Genomic DNA, 16,533 nt, shown 5'->3' with positions numbered 1-16,533 from the left:
GATAAAATCAAGGCGTTGCATAGGTCGGGTCTCAGTCCAGGGCATAGCGAGTCTCCTCTTCTATGCCAGTTATAACTGTTACCCATGTATCCGGTCTAAAGTGTTACCCATGTTTCCGGTTCATACCCTGCGCTTACCGGGCCTACGGGGAACGTGCCTCTTATTTAAACATCGCATTCAAACGCTGCAACACCAGCATCGCGCTGTAATAATCCAGGCGGAACGTCTCGGTTCCCAACGCCCACACGCGCTTGTTTTTCACCGACGGCAGGTGCGCCAGCAGTGGGTTAGCGTAAATCGCCGCCACGTCTTTCTCGTCACCGGCAAACACAAACAGCCCTTCGCCGTTCAGCCCCGTCGCCAGGTTTTCACCGCCCAGCTGGATAATGTCGTGGCGCTTGCCCTGGCTTGTTGAGGTCTGCAACCCGGCAGGCAGGTCCGCCAGCGTAAAGCCCAGCTGGTGCAGCAGCTTGCCCTGTGCCGATTCGGCGGTCCACAGGTTGGCGGAATGCGCGGCGGCGGTGTAGACGATGGCGTTCACCGGCTGCGGCGGCAGCGTCATCTTCTGTTTCACCTGCGCGAGCTGTTTATCAAACGCGGCAATGCGCTCTGCGGCCTGCTTTTCGTGTCCGGTTATCGCGCCCAGCTGAGTCAGCAGCGCCTGCCAGCTCTTGTCGTCGTAGTTGATGATAAGCGTCGGCGCAATGCCGGAAAGCTGATCGTACAGCGCCAGCGCGGAATCCCCGCCGGTGGCGCTGATCAAAATCAGGTCAGGCATTTGCGCGGCCACCGCTTCAGCGCTGGGCTCGCCGATATACAGCCGGGCAACTTTGCGCTGCTTCGCGATATCGCCCCACTGGCGCAGGAAACCCTGTCCATCCGCCACGCGGTTGTTCGGCGTGGTCGCGCCGCTGGCGACGACCGGTGCGTCAATGGCCAGCAGGGAGCCGGTTAAGGTCACGCTGGTGGAGACAATGCGCGTCGGTTTGCTCTCAAGCGTGTGAACGCCGCGGCTGTCGGTCACCTGACGGGGCCAGTCGGCGGCGGCAGCTGAGGTAAGTCCTAAAACAAAAAGTGATAATAAAAGCAGGGGATTACGGAAAACGGCAGGGAATTTCACAGCGCGGGATCCTGTTTTTGTTGGAGATAATGCTTCTCATTTTCATATTTGCCGCACCGGGATGCAAGCTTTTGTCGCACAAGTTATTTGCCCGACGGTTGACAGCGAAGCGATGTGGGATTAGGTTAGCCGACGAAAATATAAATGATAATCATTATTGCTTCTTTTATCATTTTGAGGAGGATGATATGGATACGTCCCTGGCTGAGGAAGTTCAGCACGCCGCAACCACGCTGGAATCAGACCGTTTTTTCTTTATGTCGCCTTACCGCAGCTTTACCACGTCCGGCTGCTTTGCCCGCTTCAGTGAACCCGCCGTCGGCGGTGACTATCCGGCGGGTCGCTTCCAGCAAAAATTAGCCCAGGCCTTCCGCACGGCAAAAGCCAGCGGTATTGCTCACCCGGTGATGGTGGGGGCGATCCCGTTCGACACCCGCAAGCCCTCGTCGCTGTTTATTCCGCAACGCTGGGAGACCTTTTCCCGTCCCGCACGTCAGCAGTCCGCACGCTATTTTTCCGGCGCGCAGGCCCTGAAGGTGGCACAACGCGCCGAGATCCCGCCGCAGCCCGTCTTCGAAGAGATGGTCGCTCGCGCCGCGTCGCTGACCGCCACGCCGCAGGTGAACAAGGTGGTCCTGTCGCGCCTGATTGATATCGCGACCGACAAACGCCTGGACAGCGGCGCCCTGATGGAGCGCCTGATCGCCCAGAACCCGGCGAGCTTCAACTTCCACGTGCCGCTGGAAGACGGCGGGGTGCTGCTGGGCGCCAGCCCGGAGCTGCTGCTGCGCAAAGAGGGGGCGCACTTTAGCTCGCTGCCGCTGGCGGGCTCCGCGCGCCGTCAGCCGGACGATGTGCTGGATCGCGAGGCGGGCAACAAGCTGCTGGCCTCCGAAAAGGACCGTCACGAGCACGACCTGGTCACCCAGGCGATGAAGGCCATTCTGGCACCGCGCAGCCACCATCTCAGCATGCCTGATTCTCCTCAGCTGATTACCACGCCGACGCTGTGGCATCTGGCGACGCCGGTAGAAGGCGAGGCGCGTGAAAACGAGAACGCGCTGACCCTGGCCTGCCTGCTGCACCCGACCCCGGCGCTGAGCGGCTTCCCGCATCAGGCGGCGAAAGAGCTGATTGCCGAGCTGGAGCCGTTCGACCGCGAGCTGTTCGGCGGCATCGTTGGCTGGTGCGACAGCGAAGGCAACGGCGAGTGGGTGGTGACCATCCGCTGCGCGCGTCTTCGCGAAAATACCGTTCGCCTGTTTGCCGGCGCGGGCATTGTGCCTGCCTCCTCCCCGGTGGGCGAGTGGCGCGAGACGGGCGTAAAGCTCTCCACCATGCTTAACGTTTTTGGTTTGCACTAAGGAAGACTCATGACCATTCCCTTTACCCGCTGGCCTGAGGATTTTGCCCGCCGCTACCGTGAAAAAGGCTACTGGCAGGATCTGCCGTTGACCCACATGCTGACGGATCGGGCGGACAGCGATGCGATGGCGATTATCGATGGCGATCGCCACATTACCTACCGCGCGCTGAATCAGGCCGTAAACAACCTGGCCTCAGCCCTTCAGGCGCGAGGATTGCAGCGCGGCGAGACGGCGCTGGTGCAGCTTGGCAACGTGGCCGAGTTCTACATGACCTTCTTCGCGCTGCTGCAAATCGGCGTCGCGCCGGTGAACGCGCTCTTTAGCCATCAGCGCAGCGAACTCAACGCCTACGCGGCGCAGATCAAACCCGCCGTGCTGATCGCCGATCGCGACCACGCGCTGTTTGCGGGCGATGACTTCCTCAACGCTTTCGTGGGTGAACACCGTTCGGTACGCGTCGTCCTGCTTCGCGGTGACGGGGGCGAGCATGCGCTGGAGGCGGCGATTACCCGCCCGGCGGACAATTTTATTGCCAACCCGACGCCCGCCGACGAGGTGGCGTTTTTCCAGCTCTCCGGCGGCAGCACCGGCACGCCGAAGCTGATCCCGCGAACGCACAACGACTATGACTACAGCATTCGTCGCAGCAACGAGATCTGCGGCATTACCGCCGAAACGCGTTACCTGAACGCGCTGCCCGCGGCGCACAACTACGCCATGAGCTCGCCGGGGTCGTTAGGCGTCTTTACCGCGGGCGGCTGCGTGGTGCTGGCGAACGATCCGAGCGCCACGCTCTGCTTCCCGCTGATTGAACAGCATCAGATTAACGTCACCTCGCTGGTGCCGCCTGCCGTCAGCCTCTGGCTGCAGGCGATTGCCGACGGGGCGGACAGCGCGCAGCTTAAATCACTGAAGCTGCTGCAGGTGGGCGGCGCGCGCCTTTCCGCCACGCTCGCGGCGCGTATTCCGGCGGAAATTGGCTGCCAGCTGCAGCAGGTGTTCGGCATGGCGGAAGGGCTGGTGAACTACACCGCGCTCGACGACGCCCCGGAACGCATCATCAACACCCAGGGCCGCCCGATGTGCCCGGACGACGAAGTGTGGGTGGCGGACGAGCACGGCAACCCGCTGCCGCGTGGGGAGGTCGGACGCCTGATGACGCGCGGCCCGTACACCTTCCGCGGCTATTTCAGCAGCCCGGAACACAACGCCAGCGCCTTCGACGCCGACGGCTTTTACTGCTCCGGGGATCTGATCGCCATTGACGAGCAGGGCTACATCACCGTGCAGGGGCGCGAGAAGGATCAGATCAACCGCGGCGGCGAGAAGATCGCCGCCGAAGAGATCGAAAACCTGCTGCTGCGCCACGAAGCGGTGATCCACGCCGCACTGGTGAGCATGGAGGACAGCCTGCTGGGCGAAAAAAGCTGTGCGTATCTGGTGGTGAAACATCCCCTGCGCGCGGTGGAGGTGCGCCGCTTCCTGCGCGAGCAGGGCGTTGCCGAATTTAAGCTGCCGGACCGCGTGGAGAGCGTGGATGCGCTCCCGCTGACGCCGGTCGGCAAAGTTGATAAGAAACAGTTGCGCCTGTGGCTTGCTGAACGCGCCCGGGGCTGAGGAACAGAGTATGGCCATTCCAAAATTAACCGCTTACGCGCTGCCGACCGCCGCAGAGCTGCCGACCAGCAAGGTGAACTGGGCGTTTGAGCCCGAGCGCGCGGCGCTGCTGATCCACGATATGCAGGAGTATTTCCTGAACTTCTGGGGCGAAAATAGCGCGATGATGCAGCAGGTAGTCGCGAACATCGCCAGACTGCGCGCGTACTGCAAAGAACACAATATCCCGGTGTATTACACCGCGCAGCCGAAAGAGCAGAGCGACGAAGACCGCGCCCTGCTGAACGACATGTGGGGGCCGGGCCTGACCCGCTCGCCGGAGCAGCAGCGCATCGTTGCCGAGCTGACGCCGGACGAAGCGGACACGGTGCTGGTGAAGTGGCGCTACAGCGCGTTTCACCGCTCGCCGCTGGAGCAGATGCTGAAAGAAACGGGGCGCAACCAGCTGTTGATTACCGGCGTGTATGCCCACATCGGCTGCATGACCACCGCCACCGACGCCTTTATGCGCGACATTAAGCCGTTCTTCATTGCCGACGCGCTGGCGGATTTCACCCGCGACGAGCACCTGATGTCGCTGAACTACGTGGCTGGACGCTCGGGTCGCGTGGTGATGACCGACGATCTGCTGCCGTCCGTTCCAGCCTCGAAGGTCGCGCTGCGGGCGCTGATCCTGCCGCTGCTGGACGAGTCCGACGAGCCGATGGATGACGAAAACCTGATCGACTACGGCCTGGATTCAGTGCGCATGATGGCGCTGGCCGCCCGCTGGCGCAAAGTACACGGCGATATCGACTTCGTGATGCTGGCCAAAAATCCCACACTCGACGCCTGGTGGGCGCTGCTCTCCCGCGAGGTGAAGTGATGGTGTTTGATTTCACCGGCAAAACCGTCTGGGTCACGGGCGCGGGGAAGGGGATTGGCTACGCGACCGCACTGGCGTTTGCCGAAGCCGGTGCGCAGGTGACCGGGTTCGATTTGGCCTTCCCGCAGAATGACTATCCGTTTGCCACCGAAACGCTGGACGTGGCGGATGCCGGGCAGGTGCAGGAGGTGTGCGGGCGCGTGCTGGCATCGCTCGACCGCCTTGACGTGCTGGTCAACGCGGCGGGCATTCTGCGCATGGGGGCGACGGACCAGCTCTCGCAGGAGGACTGGCAGCAGACCTTCGCGGTCAACGTCGGCGGTGCGTTCAACCTGTTCCAGCAGACGATGGGCCAGTTCCGCCGTCAGCAGGGCGGGGCGATAGTCACCGTGGCGTCCGACGCGGCGCACGCGCCGCGCATCGGCATGAGCGCCTACGGCGCATCGAAAGCGGCGCTGAAAAGCCTGGCCCTGACCGTCGGGCTGGAGCTGGCGAGCTGCGGCGTGCGCTGTAACCTGGTGTCGCCGGGCTCAACGGACACCGACATGCAGCGCACCCTGTGGACCAGCGACGACGCGGAACAGCAGCGTATTCGCGGCTTTGGCGAGCAGTTCAAGCTCGGCATTCCGCTGGGCAAAATCGCCCGCCCGCAGGAGATAGCTGCGACCGTGCTGTTCCTTGCCTCCGATGCCGCCAGCCACATCACCCTGCAGGATATCGTGGTGGACGGCGGCTCCACGCTGGGGGCGTAAATGATCTGGAAACGTCATTTATCGCTTGAGGAGCTGAACGCCACCAGCGTGAATACCCTGGTGGCGAACCTGGGCATCGTCTATACCCGCCTCGGGGATGACGCCCTGGAAGCGGAGATGCCGGTGGATGCGCGTACCCATCAGCCGTTTGGCCTGCTGCACGGCGGGGCGTCGGCGGCGCTGGCGGAAACGCTCGGCTCAATGGCCGGATTTCTGATGACCCGCGACGGGCAGAGCGTGGTGGGCACGGAGCTGAACGCCACGCATCATCGGGCGGTATCCCACGGCAAGGTTCGCGGCGTGTGTCAGCCGCTGCATCTTGGGCGTTCGAGCCAGAGCTGGGAGATTGGGGTCTTCGACGAGCAGGGGCGGCGGTGCTGTACCTGCCGGTTAAGTACGATGGTGCTGGGCTAACTCAGATCAAAGTGATCGGCTTAACACTGTGGTGTAAATCTCTGGTTTGACCACGCATTATTGCGTTTCAAAGTTGTTAAATTTTTCCGGTTGTTCTAGAAACAAAATGTAACATCTCACTGTTTCACGACAACGGACAACAACTATGAACAACTCAGGGAAATACCTTACATGGGCAGGGCTCTCCGTTGTGGGAGCTTTTGCCCTGGGCTATATCGCCCTCAACCGGGGAGAGCAGATCAACGCGCTCTGGATCGTCGTTGCCTCGGTCTGCGTTTACCTGATCGCCTATCGTTTTTATGGCCGCTATATCGCCAAGAACGTCCTGGGCGTTGATGCAACGCGCATGACGCCTGCCGTCCGCCATAACGACGGTCTGGACTATGTGCCGACCGACAAGAAAGTGCTGTTCGGTCACCATTTTGCGGCGATTGCCGGGGCAGGCCCGCTGGTGGGGCCGGTGCTGGCGGCGCAAATGGGCTACCTGCCGGGGATGATCTGGATCCTCGCGGGCGTGGTGCTGGCGGGGGCGGTGCAGGACTTTATGGTGCTGTTCGTCTCTACCCGCCGCGACGGACGTTCGCTGGGTGAGCTGGTGAAAGAGGAGATGGGGGCGACCGCCGGGGTGATTGCGCTGGTGGCGACCTTTATGATCATGGTGATCATCCTCGCGGTGCTGGCGATGATTGTGGTGAAAGCGCTGACCCACAGCCCGTGGGGAACCTATACCGTTGCCTTTACCATTCCGCTGGCGCTGTTCATGGGGATCTACATCCGCTACCTGCGTCCGGGCCGGATTGGTGAAGTGTCGGTGATTGGCCTGGTATTCCTCGTGTTCGCCATTATCTCCGGCGGCTGGGTGGCGGAAAGCCCGACCTGGGCGCCGTTCTTCGACTTTACCGGCGTGCAGCTGACCTGGATGCTGGTGGGCTACGGCTTTGTGGCGGCGGTGCTGCCGGTATGGCTGCTGCTGGCCCCGCGTGACTACCTCTCTACCTTCCTGAAAATCGGCACCATTGTCGGGCTGGCGATCGGCATTCTGATTATGCGCCCGACCCTGACCATGCCTGCGCTGACCAAATTTATTGACGGCACCGGCCCGGTCTGGACCGGCAACCTGTTCCCGTTCCTGTTTATCACCATCGCCTGCGGCGCGGTGTCGGGCTTCCACGCGCTGATCGCCTCCGGGACGACGCCGAAGATGCTCGCGAATGAAAATCAGGCCTGCCTGATTGGCTACGGCGGCATGCTGATGGAGTCCTTCGTGGCGATTATGGCGCTGGTATCCGCCTGTATTATCGACCCGGGCGTGTATTTCGCGATGAACAGCCCGATGGCGGTCCTGGCTCCGGCGGGCACCGTTGACGTGGTCGCTTCCGCCGCGCAGGTGGTGAGCGGCTGGGGCTTTGCGATTACGCCTGAAACGCTGACGCATATCGCTAATGAGGTAGGCGAGCAGTCGATTATCTCCCGCGCAGGCGGGGCACCAACGCTGGCGGTGGGCATGGCCTACATCCTGCACGGCGCGCTGGGCGGGCTGATGGATGTCTCGTTCTGGTATCACTTCGCCATTCTGTTTGAAGCGCTGTTTATCCTGACGGCGGTGGATGCGGGAACCCGTGCGGCGCGCTTTATGCTGCAGGATCTGCTGGGCGTCATCTCCCCGAACCTGAAGCGGACCGACTCGCTCCCGGCTAACCTGCTGGCGACGGCGCTGTGCGTGCTGGCGTGGGGCTATTTCCTGCATCAGGGCGTGGTCGATCCGCTGGGCGGGATTAACACCCTGTGGCCGCTGTTCGGTATCGCCAACCAGATGCTGGCGGGCATGGCGCTGATGCTCTGTGCGGTGGTGCTGTTCAAGATGAAGCGCCAGCGCTATGCGTGGGTGGCGCTGGTGCCGACCGCGTGGCTGCTGATCTGTACCCTGACGGCGGGCTGGCAGAAGGCCTTCAGCCCGGATAACAAGGTGGGCTTCCTGGCGATTGCCAACAAGTTCCAGGCGATGATCGACAGCGGCAAGATCCCGGCACAGTACACCGAATCGCAGCTGTCGCAGCTGGTGTTCAACAACCGTCTGGACGCCGGGCTGACCATCTTCTTTATGGTGGTGGTCGTGGTGCTGGCGTTGTATTCTCTCAGGACCGCGCTGGCGGCATTGAAAGTCGACGCGCCAACGGCGAAAGAGACGCCGTATGAGCCAATGCCTGAAAACCTGGAAGAGATTGTGACCCAGGCCAAAGGGGCGCATTAACCCGTGTGCCGGGTGGCGCTAGCGCTTACCCGGCCTACATTCCCTGTGAGATCAGAACTATGTTCGACACCCTTTCCAAAGCCGGTAAGTACCTGGGCCAGGCCGCCAAAATGATGATTGGCGTGCCGGACTACGACAACTACGTCGAGCATATGCGCGTCAACCATCCGGACCAGACGCCCATGACCTACGAAGAATTTTTCCGCGACCGCCAGGACGCCCGCTACGGCGGCAAGGGCGGGGCGAAGTGCTGTTAACCCTCTTTCGGGAGATAGAGGCTGATCTGCTCCTGCTTACAGCCGTAGATCGCCGCGAGCTTTTCGCGGGTGCGCTTTTGCGGACGGGAGTCCAGCGCTTCCAGCTGTGACACGGCGGACTGGCTGATGCCCAGTTTCTCCGCCACCTCCTGCTGGGATAGCCCGCGCAGGATACGCCACGCGGCCTGCAGGCTGACGTTCTGCCAGGTCATGATGCTGCACACGTCTCCGGGCAATTCCACGTCATCCAGACTATCGTGTTCGACCTCAATATCCTCCAGATCGTCATCGGTTTCGTCGTCGATCTCTGCCATCTGTGAGCACATGCGGAAGTATTCGTGATAAGGAATAACCACATACTGCGTTTTACCGTTATCGTCCTTAATTAGCTGAACAGCCATAGGTGGCTTTCTCCTCATGCAGGTAAGTCGTTGAAGTTCTGCGCTTGACGGCTAAAACATAACAATGGTTATCGGGATCGTCCCGAAGCGTATAGATGATGCGGTAATCGCCAACGCGTAGCCGGAAATGATTTTCTGTCGCCGATATTTTTTTGATATCGGGCCGGGGTGCCGAGCGGTCATCCAGTTCGGCAAGCTTTACCTCAATGCGGCGTTGATACCGCTCGTCAATTCTGGAAAAAGCCTTTTTTGCACCATTAGACCAGACAATCTTCATCCGTACCTCCACTGTACGCCCATACAAATTATAAGGAAATAATAAGACTATTAGATAAATTCCGAATTTCTTATGGGGTACTGTAGAGCGGACATAAAACGGAAGTAAGCGGTAAAAAGCGAAACATCGAGGCGGCTCGACAAGGCCTCTGCCGGGCGACAGAGGCTTGCAGAAAAGGTGCGATCAGGCGTTCAACCCGCCGTCGACATCCAGCCCTGTGCCGGAGATCTGCCCGGCAGCCGGGCTGGCGAGGAAGGTGACCGCCGCCGCGATGTCTTCCGGCTGGCCGTAGTGGCCGAGCGCGATCATCTGGCGCTGGGCTTCCGCCTGTTCGCCGTCTTCCGGGTTCATATCGCTGTTGGTGGGGCCGGGATGCACCAGGTTAACGGTAATGCCGCGCGGGCCCAGATCGCGCGCCAGGCCGCGAGTGAGGGAGTTGAGGGCTGACTTGGTCATCGAGTAAACGGCAATGCCCGGCATCGCCACGCGGTTCGCCAGACAGCTGCCGATGTTGATGATGCGCCCGCCGTCGGACATGTGCACCAGCGCTTCCTGAATGGCGATCACCACGCCGCGAATGTTGACGTTGATCAGCGCGTCAATGTCCGCCAGGGTCATGGACTCCAGCGGGCCGCCGCGCGCGATACCCGCGTTGTTGACCAGAATGTCCAGCCCGCCAAGGGAACGCGCTGCATGGGTGACGGCATCCTGAATCGCCTGTGCGCTGGCGCTGTCGGCCTGAATCGCTTCGCCGTGCCGCCCAAGCGTCTTAATTTCATCGGCGACCGCCTGGGCTTTATCGGCGGATTTTTCATACGTAATAACCACATCGGCACCGGCGCGTGCCAGCGACAGCGCGATAGCCCGACCCAATCCACGGCTGGCGCCGGTAACCAGCGCCTTTTTACCTGTTAAATCGATCTGCATGATGACCTCGTGACGAGAGTGGTGAGAATCATCATTAGGTATAGCCTGTCGGCGCGATTAACGGCTGAAGGATTCCACCTTCTCAAACGCGGCGCGCAGAACGTCGGGCGTTAACGTCACCGGCAGAGAGTGAATTGACTCCACCGGACGCAGGGTGTGGGCTATCACCTTATCCAGCTCGTCACGGTTGTGAATATCGACGTCCAGCGCGCGAAGCGTGGTCGGCAGGTTAAAGCGCCGGTACGCCGCCACCAGCTGCGCCAGCACGTCGTCCTGGCCGAGCAGGGCGCTCTGGACCAGAATGCCGTAGGCCACCTTGGTGCCGTGCAGGTATTTTTCCGTCTGCGGCAGCATGGTTAAACCGTTGTGCACCGCATGCGCTGCCGCCACGCGGGTATAGCGCTCGCCCAGACCGCCGACCATCCCGCCGCCGGCGATAATCGCGTCCACCACGTCCCGGAACGCCTGCGTCTGTTCGCCGCGCTGCTGGTCGGCCAGCGCTTCCTCACTGTGCTCCAGCAGCACGTCGCGGATCGCCAGCGCGCCGTTAAGGCCAAGCCGCACGGTCAGCGGCAGGTTCTCCGGCTCAGGTGCCAACACCACCGCTTCGTACCACTTCGCCAGCGTATCGCCGATACCCGCCAGCAGGTATTCGGCCGGGGCGTTGAGAACGATCTGCGGCTCCACCAGCACCAAGAAGTTGGCGTCATCGAAGATCTCAAACTGCAGCGCCTGACCGGCATCGTTGTACCAGACGGAGAGTGGCGTCCACGCCGCGCAGGTGGCGGCAATGGTGGGGATGCCCACGAACGGCACCCCCAGACGACGCGCTACGGCCTTGACGGCATCCTGTACCGCACCGCCGCCGACGCCAATCACCACGCTGGCGTCACTGCCGGATTCGTCCACCAGATGGGTGACGTCGCGCTCGCTGCAGTGGCCTTTAAAAAGCAGGTGTTTCGCCCCCGGCGCGTGAAAGCTCTCCGGCAGGAACGGGCGCGCGCCGTCGATAGCGCGCTCGCCGTAAATCCACACCGCGCGGGAAAGCTGCTCCGGGGTAAAGAAGTCATTCAGACGCGCAAGGCTTCCGGGATGGGAGAAGTAGTTCGCCGGGCCAGGCACGACGCGGATATCGGTGTTGCTCATGGTGTTGTCCTTTTTTAGCAAGCGCTAACCCGATGTTATGTCTGGACATCCGGATGGCTAATAATATTTCGCTTTAACTTATGCCTTTTCCGTCGTTGTCAGTCAACCGGAGCTGTGAAAAATTCGATAAATCAGAAGAGTTATGAAGGATTTACGCGGATGGTTTCCAGTCGCCTTGAAATGCGCGGTATCAGCCTGGCCTTTTCCGGCTTTCAGGCGCTGTCGCGCGTGAACTTCACCTTAACCGGCGGATCGGTACATGCGCTGACCGGCGCCAACGGCGCGGGGAAATCGACGCTGATGGCGGTGCTGTGCGGAACGCACGACCACTATGAGGGCGAAATCTGCATTAATAACCAGCCGGTAAGCATCCGCGAGCCGCTGGACGCCAAACGGCTGGGCATCCACCTCGTGCAGCAGGAGGTGGACGTGGCCCTGATCCCGGGATTAAGCATCGCCGAGAACATCATGCTCGACCAGCTGGCGCAGCCGGGGCATCGCTTCAGCTGGCGCGCCGTCCGCCAGCAGGCGAGACAGGCGCTGGCGCAGCTGGATGTTTCTCTGGACGTTCGCCGCTCCATCGACAGCTGCACGCTTGCCGAAAAGCAGCAGATTTTGCTGGCGCGCGCCCTGTCACACCACTGCCGTTTTCTCATTCTTGATGAGCCCACCGCGCCGCTGGACGCGCACGAGAGCGAGCGCCTGTTTGCGGTGGTGAGACGGTTAAAGCAGCAGGGCATCGGCGTGGTGTTTATCTCCCACCGCATTCACGAGCTGAAGGCCATCTGCGACACCCTGACGGTGCTCCGCGACGGCAAGCTGATTGAGTCCGGCCCGATGGCCGATCTGAGCGGCGAAGCGATCGTCGAGAAGATGCTCGGCCACGTGCTGAGCGATATCTACCCGCCCGCGCGGCCGCCGCACGGCGACGAAACGCTGCTGCGGGTTGAAGGGCTGCACGACGACGCGCTGCTGAAAGATATCTCGCTGCACCTGCGCAAGGGCGAAATTCTCGGCATTGCCGGGCTGGCGGGCGCGGGCAAAACAGAACTCTGTAAGGCGCTGTTTGGTGCCAGTAAAAGCCGCGTCGCGCGCGGTGAGCTGAATCAACAGCCCTGGCAGCCGCGCGACCCGGCGGACTCGGTGCTGCGCGGGCTGGCGCTGGTGCCGGAAGAGCGGCGCAAAGAGGGCATTTTTATCGACGAGCCGGTGAGCATGAATCTTGCCGTGTGCGCCGATAACAGCTTTTCGCGCTGGAGCCTGTTCGGCCATCGTCAGGCATGGCGCTGGGCGGAGGAGGTGATCGCCCGCGTCGGCGTGCGCGCCCGCGGACCCGGGCAGGTTTTGCGACGTCTCTCCGGCGGCAACCAGCAGAAGGTGGCCATCGGCAAGTGGCTGCGCAATGACGCGAGCGTGCTGATCTTCGACGAGCCGACCAAAGGCGTGGACGTGAAGGCCAAAACCGATCTGTTCCAGCTGATCGACGGCCTGGCGCGCGAGGGCAAAGGGGTGATTTACGCCTCCGGCGAATTTGCCGAGCTGGTCGGGCTGTGCGACCGCATCTGCGTCCTGTGGGACGGGCGCATCGTGGCGGAAATCGCCGGGGCCGAGGCCCGTGAAGAGACACTACTTTATTATTCAACCGGAGGAACGGCGTCGTGAGCAAGGCCCTTTCAGTAAACGCGACGGCGTCTGGCCGTCAGCAGATTTTCGATTTTCTCTACAAGTGGGGCATGTTGCTGACCGTCGTCGCGCTGGTGGCCGTCTTTGGCCTGGCGTCGGACAGCTTCCTCGATCCCAACAACATCATCAATATCCTGCGCTCGATTGCCATCGTGACGGTGATTGCCATCGGCGTGTCGATCTCGCTGACCATTGGCGGGTTCGATCTCTCCGTGGGGTCTACCGCGTCGCTGGCGAACGCGCTGGTGATTTCCCTTTTCGTCTGGCACGGCTTTGGCACCACCGAGTCGATTCTGATTACCCTCGCGCTCTGCACGCTGGTGGGGCTGTTTAACGCCTTTCTGATCGTCATCCTGCGCATTCCGGACATGCTCGCGACGCTGGCCAGCCTGTTTGTGATCCAGGGCGTGGCGATGACCTACAGCTACGGCGGGTCGATTACCGAGAACATGGTGCTGCCCAGCGGCGACATGGCGGAAGGCACCATCCCTGCGACGTTCAGCCTGCTGGGGCAGGTACCGACTATCGTGATCGTCATGCTGGTGGTGACGGTGCTGGCGCAGCTTGGGCTGTCGCTCACCACTCACGGTCGTCGGATGTACGCCATTGGCGGTAACCCGGAAGCGGCGCGCCTCTCGGGGATTCGCACCACCCGCTACAAGGTGGCGGCCTACGTGATTGCCTCCCTGCTGGCGGGCCTGGGCGGGATTTTGCTGGCCTCGCGCATTGGCTCGTCGCAGGTGAACGCGGGCGGCGGTTATCTGATGGATGCGGTGGCGGCGGCGTGGATCGGCTTCTCGCTGGCCGGGTCCGGCAAGCCGAATGCCCTGGGCACGCTGGTGGGGGCGGTGATTCTCGGCGTGCTGTCGAACGGGCTGGTGATGCTCTCCGTGCCGTATTACGCCATGGACATTATAAAAGGGCTGGTGCTCGCGGTAGCGCTGGCGATTACCTACATACAAAAACGCTGACAACACAACGGGATAAAAAATGAAAAAGATTGCACTCTCTTTGGTGGCATTAGGGTTATTCACCGCTCTGCCTGGCTTCGCGGCCACGCCCGCACCGCTCCCGGCGGCCATTGCCAACCATGACGGCCCCATTCGCATCGCGGTGATCCGTAACCTCGGCTCAGACGACAACACCACGCAGTTTATTGCCGGGGCCATTCAGGAAGGGAAGAAGCTTGGCTTTAAGGTCAGCACCTTTTTAAGCAACGGGGACGACGCCAAATTCCAGGACTTCGTGAACCAGGCCATCAGCCAGAAGTACGACGGGATTATCCTGTCTCAGGGCCGCGATCCGTACTCCACCGCGCTGGTGAAGAAGGCGGTGGACGCCGGGATTAAGGTTGCCGTGTTTGATACCGCCGTCAACGGCGAGATCCCTGGCGTGACCGTGACCCAACAGGACGATGCCTCTCTGACTAATCTCTCCTTCGGCCAGCTGGCGAAAGATTTCAACGGCAAGGCCAATATCGTCAAGCTGTGGGTAGCGGGCTTCCCGCCGATGGAGCGTCGTCAGGCGGCGTATAAAGAGCTGCAAAAACAGTACCCGGACATCAAAGAGCTGGAGTCTATCGGCGCGGTCTCCTCTGACGTGCAGGGCGACACCGCCAACAAGGTTGGGGCGATCCTGGCGAAATACCCGAAAGGCAAAATCGACGCCATCTGGGGAACCTGGGACGCCTTCAGCCAGGGCGCGTATAAGGCGCTGAAGGAGAACGGCCGTACCGAGATTAAACTCTACAGCATCGACATCTCCAACCAGGATCTGCAGCTGATGCGCGAGCCGGGCAGCCCGTGGAAGGTGAGCGTGGCGGTGGATCCGAAGCTGATTGGCGCGACCAACGTGCGCCTGATCGCCAATAAGATTGCCGGGGAAGCCACGCCTGCGACCTACGATTTCAAAGCGGCCGCGATTCCGCAGGCGCTGCTGACCGCCCAGCCGGGCGCGGTGAACGTGGCGTCGCTGGGGAAAATCATTCCGGGCTGGGGCCAGACGGAAGATTTTATCGCGCCGTGGTTTGCGACGCTGGAAGCCAGGTCAAAATAATGCCCGGTGGCGCTGCGCTTACCGGGCCTACGGTTTGGTAGGCCGGGTAAGGCGCAGCCGCCACCCGGCGAAAGGAGCTCAAGGTGACTCATTTACCCCCTCCCGAATACAGCCGCAATATGCGGCTGATTGGCCATAGCGATCAGGGCGGTCGCCCGGACGGCGTGCAGCTGATGGTGCACCGCGGTTTCGCCTGGATCGGCCATATGGTGTCGCAGGGCTTTTCGATAGTGGACGTGCGCGACCCGAAAAACCCGAAACCCGCGGGCTATGTTCCCGCGCCGCCCGGCACCTGGAACGTGCACCTCCAGGCGCATGACGATCTCCTGCTGGTCATCAACGCCCGGGATCTGTTTGCCGATGCGCGTTTTGCCGACGAGAAGGTCTACTATACCCGGCAGGTGGGCGAGACCGTCAGCGACGTGCAGGACAAAGGCTGGAGCGCCGGGCTTCGCGTTTTTGATATCTCCACCCCGGACGCGCCGCGCGAAATCGGCTTTCTGCCGCTGAGCGGCATTGGCATTCACCGCATCTGGTACGTCGGGGGCCGCTGGGCGTACGTGTCGGCGCTTATTGACGGCTTTACCGACTACATCTTTCTGACGATTGACCTGGCCGACCCGCGTAAGCCCGAGGTGGCAGGGCGCTGGTGGCTGCCGGGGATGAATCAGGCAGAAGGGGAGAAGCCTAACTGGCCGGAAGGGAAACGCTACGCGCTCCACCATGCGATTATTGCCGGCGATACGGCGTACGGCAGCTGGCGCGACGGCGGCCTGACGCTGCTGGACGTGAAGGATCGTACCCAGCCGAAGCTCATTAGCCACCGCAACTGGAGTCCGCCGTTTGGCGGCGGCACGCACACCGCGCTGCCGCTGCCGGACCGCGATCTGCTGGTGGTGCTGGACGAAGCGGTACTCGATAACCAGGAAGACGGCGAGAAGCTGATCTGGCTGTTTGATATTCGCGAGCCGTCGAACCCGGTCAGCATCTCTACCTTCCCGCAGCCGGATGAAATCGACTACGTGGCGAAAGGGGCGCATTTCGGCCCGCACAACCTGCACGAGAACCGGCCGGGGAGCTTTGTCAGCTCCACGCTGATTTTTGCCACCTGGCAGAATGCGGGCGTGCGCGCGTATGACATCTCCAATCCGTATCGGCCCGTGGAAACCGGTGCGCTGGTGCCCGCCGCGCCGGCGAAAATGATGGATACCCGCCCGAATCGCCCGCAGGTGATCCAGTCGTGCGACGTGTTTGTGGATGCGCAGGGGATTATTTTCAGCACGGACTATAACGGCGGGCTGTCGGTAATTGAGTATCTGGGGTGAGTTTTTGCCGGGTGGGGGGGGGGGGGGTACCACCCCACCAAAAAAAAAAGCAAGACCACCACCACAAAAAGACCCA

The 16,533-nt window shown here is 61.6% G+C and carries 16 protein-coding genes; 11 read left to right on the top strand and 5 right to left on the bottom strand.

What is annotated here, in order from left to right:
* Positions 1-160 precede the first annotated feature (160 nt).
* A complete protein-coding gene (fepB, locus tag ACOTXT_RS19885) occupies positions 161-1,120 on the bottom strand; it encodes a Fe2+-enterobactin ABC transporter substrate-binding protein (RefSeq protein ID WP_055322154.1) in 960 nt (319 codons plus the stop codon).
* A gap of 188 nt (positions 1,121-1,308) precedes the next feature.
* Here fepB and entC point away from each other — a divergent pair, with 188 nt between their 5' ends.
* The 7 genes from entC (at position 1,309) to ACOTXT_RS19850 (ending at position 8,643) form a co-directional block, all read left to right on the top strand.
* Complete coding sequence (gene entC / locus ACOTXT_RS19880; RefSeq protein ID WP_055322155.1) at positions 1,309-2,484, top strand: isochorismate synthase EntC; 1,176 nt, start codon at positions 1,309-1,311, stop codon at positions 2,482-2,484.
* A 9-nt stretch (positions 2,485-2,493) separates the two neighbouring features.
* On the top strand, positions 2,494-4,104 hold the full coding sequence (entE, locus tag ACOTXT_RS19875; RefSeq protein ID WP_055322156.1) for a (2,3-dihydroxybenzoyl)adenylate synthase EntE: 1,611 nt from the start codon (positions 2,494-2,496) through the stop codon (positions 4,102-4,104).
* A gap of 10 nt (positions 4,105-4,114) precedes the next feature.
* Positions 4,115-4,969: an isochorismatase gene (locus tag ACOTXT_RS19870; RefSeq protein WP_333166301.1), complete on the top strand. Its 855-nt coding sequence runs from the start codon at positions 4,115-4,117 to the stop codon at positions 4,967-4,969.
* The gene (gene entA, locus ACOTXT_RS19865) at positions 4,969-5,721 is read left to right on the top strand and encodes a 2,3-dihydro-2,3-dihydroxybenzoate dehydrogenase EntA (RefSeq protein ID WP_055322158.1); all 753 of its coding nucleotides are present in this window, start codon (positions 4,969-4,971) and stop codon (positions 5,719-5,721) included. Before ACOTXT_RS19870 ends, entA begins: the two co-directional genes overlap by 1 nt.
* A complete protein-coding gene (entH, locus tag ACOTXT_RS19860) occupies positions 5,722-6,135 on the top strand; it encodes a proofreading thioesterase EntH (RefSeq protein WP_008500995.1) in 414 nt (137 codons plus the stop codon).
* Positions 6,136-6,280: 145 nt separating this feature from the next.
* Positions 6,281-8,386, top strand: a complete 2,106-nt coding sequence (gene cstA, locus ACOTXT_RS19855; protein ID WP_055322159.1) for a pyruvate/proton symporter CstA — start codon at positions 6,281-6,283, stop codon at positions 8,384-8,386.
* A gap of 59 nt (positions 8,387-8,445) precedes the next feature.
* The gene (locus ACOTXT_RS19850; RefSeq protein WP_006809671.1) at positions 8,446-8,643 is read left to right on the top strand and encodes a YbdD/YjiX family protein; all 198 of its coding nucleotides are present in this window, start codon (positions 8,446-8,448) and stop codon (positions 8,641-8,643) included.
* Here the strand turns inward: ACOTXT_RS19850 and ACOTXT_RS19845 are convergent.
* From ACOTXT_RS19845 to ACOTXT_RS19830, 4 genes are all read right to left on the bottom strand, one after another.
* Complete coding sequence (locus ACOTXT_RS19845; protein WP_008500997.1) at positions 8,640-9,044, bottom strand: helix-turn-helix domain-containing protein; 405 nt, start codon at positions 9,042-9,044, stop codon at positions 8,640-8,642. The two genes, ACOTXT_RS19850 and ACOTXT_RS19845, sit on opposite strands and share 4 nt — an antisense overlap.
* Entirely contained in the window at positions 9,025-9,321 is a 297-nt protein-coding gene (locus ACOTXT_RS19840; protein ID WP_023326881.1) for a type II toxin-antitoxin system RelE family toxin, read from the bottom strand. The genes ACOTXT_RS19845 and ACOTXT_RS19840 overlap by 20 nt, the downstream gene beginning before the upstream one ends.
* Before the next feature lie 183 nt (positions 9,322-9,504).
* Positions 9,505-10,248 (bottom strand): SDR family NAD(P)-dependent oxidoreductase, encoded by a 744-nt coding sequence (locus ACOTXT_RS19835; protein WP_055322160.1) that lies wholly within the window; start codon positions 10,246-10,248, stop codon positions 9,505-9,507.
* A 57-nt stretch (positions 10,249-10,305) separates the two neighbouring features.
* Positions 10,306-11,394 (bottom strand): oxidoreductase, encoded by a 1,089-nt coding sequence (locus tag ACOTXT_RS19830; RefSeq protein WP_333166295.1) that lies wholly within the window; start codon positions 11,392-11,394, stop codon positions 10,306-10,308.
* A gap of 159 nt (positions 11,395-11,553) precedes the next feature.
* Between ACOTXT_RS19830 and ACOTXT_RS19825 the strand changes: the two genes are divergently transcribed.
* From ACOTXT_RS19825 to ACOTXT_RS19810, 4 genes are all read left to right on the top strand, one after another.
* Positions 11,554-13,056, top strand: coding sequence for a sugar ABC transporter ATP-binding protein (locus ACOTXT_RS19825; RefSeq protein ID WP_333166292.1), 1,503 nt, complete (start codon positions 11,554-11,556; stop codon positions 13,054-13,056).
* Entirely contained in the window at positions 13,053-14,048 is a 996-nt protein-coding gene (locus ACOTXT_RS19820) for an ABC transporter permease (protein ID WP_021242603.1), read from the top strand. Before ACOTXT_RS19825 ends, ACOTXT_RS19820 begins: the two co-directional genes overlap by 4 nt.
* 19 nt (positions 14,049-14,067) lie before the next feature.
* Complete coding sequence (locus tag ACOTXT_RS19815) at positions 14,068-15,132, top strand: sugar ABC transporter substrate-binding protein (RefSeq protein WP_046092237.1); 1,065 nt, start codon at positions 14,068-14,070, stop codon at positions 15,130-15,132.
* An 83-nt stretch (positions 15,133-15,215) separates the two neighbouring features.
* On the top strand, positions 15,216-16,457 hold the full coding sequence (locus ACOTXT_RS19810) for an LVIVD repeat-containing protein (protein WP_039265943.1): 1,242 nt from the start codon (positions 15,216-15,218) through the stop codon (positions 16,455-16,457).
* The last annotated feature ends 76 nt before the right edge of the window (positions 16,458-16,533 follow it).

Source organism: Enterobacter cloacae complex sp. IR5422, assembly GCF_049238165.1.
GTDB lineage: Bacteria > Pseudomonadota > Gammaproteobacteria > Enterobacterales > Enterobacteriaceae > Enterobacter > Enterobacter roggenkampii.
The sequence above is the reverse complement of the archived record's forward strand: the minus strand, read 5'-3'. Positions and strand labels throughout refer to the sequence as shown.

What these genes read in the sequence shown, in the direction of transcription:
- entC (WP_055322155.1), top strand. Translation starts at nt 1,309, where the DNA reads ATGGATACGTCCCTGGCTGAGGAAGTTCAGCACGCCGCAACCACGCTG.
- entE (WP_055322156.1), top strand. Translation starts at nt 2,494, where the DNA reads ATGACCATTCCCTTTACCCGCTGGCCTGAGGATTTTGCCCGCCGCTAC.
- ACOTXT_RS19870 (WP_333166301.1), top strand. Translation starts at nt 4,115, where the DNA reads ATGGCCATTCCAAAATTAACCGCTTACGCGCTGCCGACCGCCGCAGAG.
- entA (WP_055322158.1), top strand. Translation starts at nt 4,969, where the DNA reads ATGGTGTTTGATTTCACCGGCAAAACCGTCTGGGTCACGGGCGCGGGG.
- entH (WP_008500995.1), top strand. Translation starts at nt 5,722, where the DNA reads ATGATCTGGAAACGTCATTTATCGCTTGAGGAGCTGAACGCCACCAGC.
- cstA (WP_055322159.1), top strand. Translation starts at nt 6,281, where the DNA reads ATGAACAACTCAGGGAAATACCTTACATGGGCAGGGCTCTCCGTTGTG.
- ACOTXT_RS19850 (WP_006809671.1), top strand. Translation starts at nt 8,446, where the DNA reads ATGTTCGACACCCTTTCCAAAGCCGGTAAGTACCTGGGCCAGGCCGCC.
- ACOTXT_RS19845 (WP_008500997.1), bottom strand. Translation starts at nt 9,044, where the DNA reads ATGGCTGTTCAGCTAATTAAGGACGATAACGGTAAAACGCAGTATGTG.
- ACOTXT_RS19840 (WP_023326881.1), bottom strand. Translation starts at nt 9,321, where the DNA reads ATGAAGATTGTCTGGTCTAATGGTGCAAAAAAGGCTTTTTCCAGAATT.
- ACOTXT_RS19835 (WP_055322160.1), bottom strand. Translation starts at nt 10,248, where the DNA reads ATGCAGATCGATTTAACAGGTAAAAAGGCGCTGGTTACCGGCGCCAGC.
- ACOTXT_RS19830 (WP_333166295.1), bottom strand. Translation starts at nt 11,394, where the DNA reads ATGAGCAACACCGATATCCGCGTCGTGCCTGGCCCGGCGAACTACTTC.
- ACOTXT_RS19825 (WP_333166292.1), top strand. Translation starts at nt 11,554, where the DNA reads ATGGTTTCCAGTCGCCTTGAAATGCGCGGTATCAGCCTGGCCTTTTCC.
- ACOTXT_RS19815 (WP_046092237.1), top strand. Translation starts at nt 14,068, where the DNA reads ATGAAAAAGATTGCACTCTCTTTGGTGGCATTAGGGTTATTCACCGCT.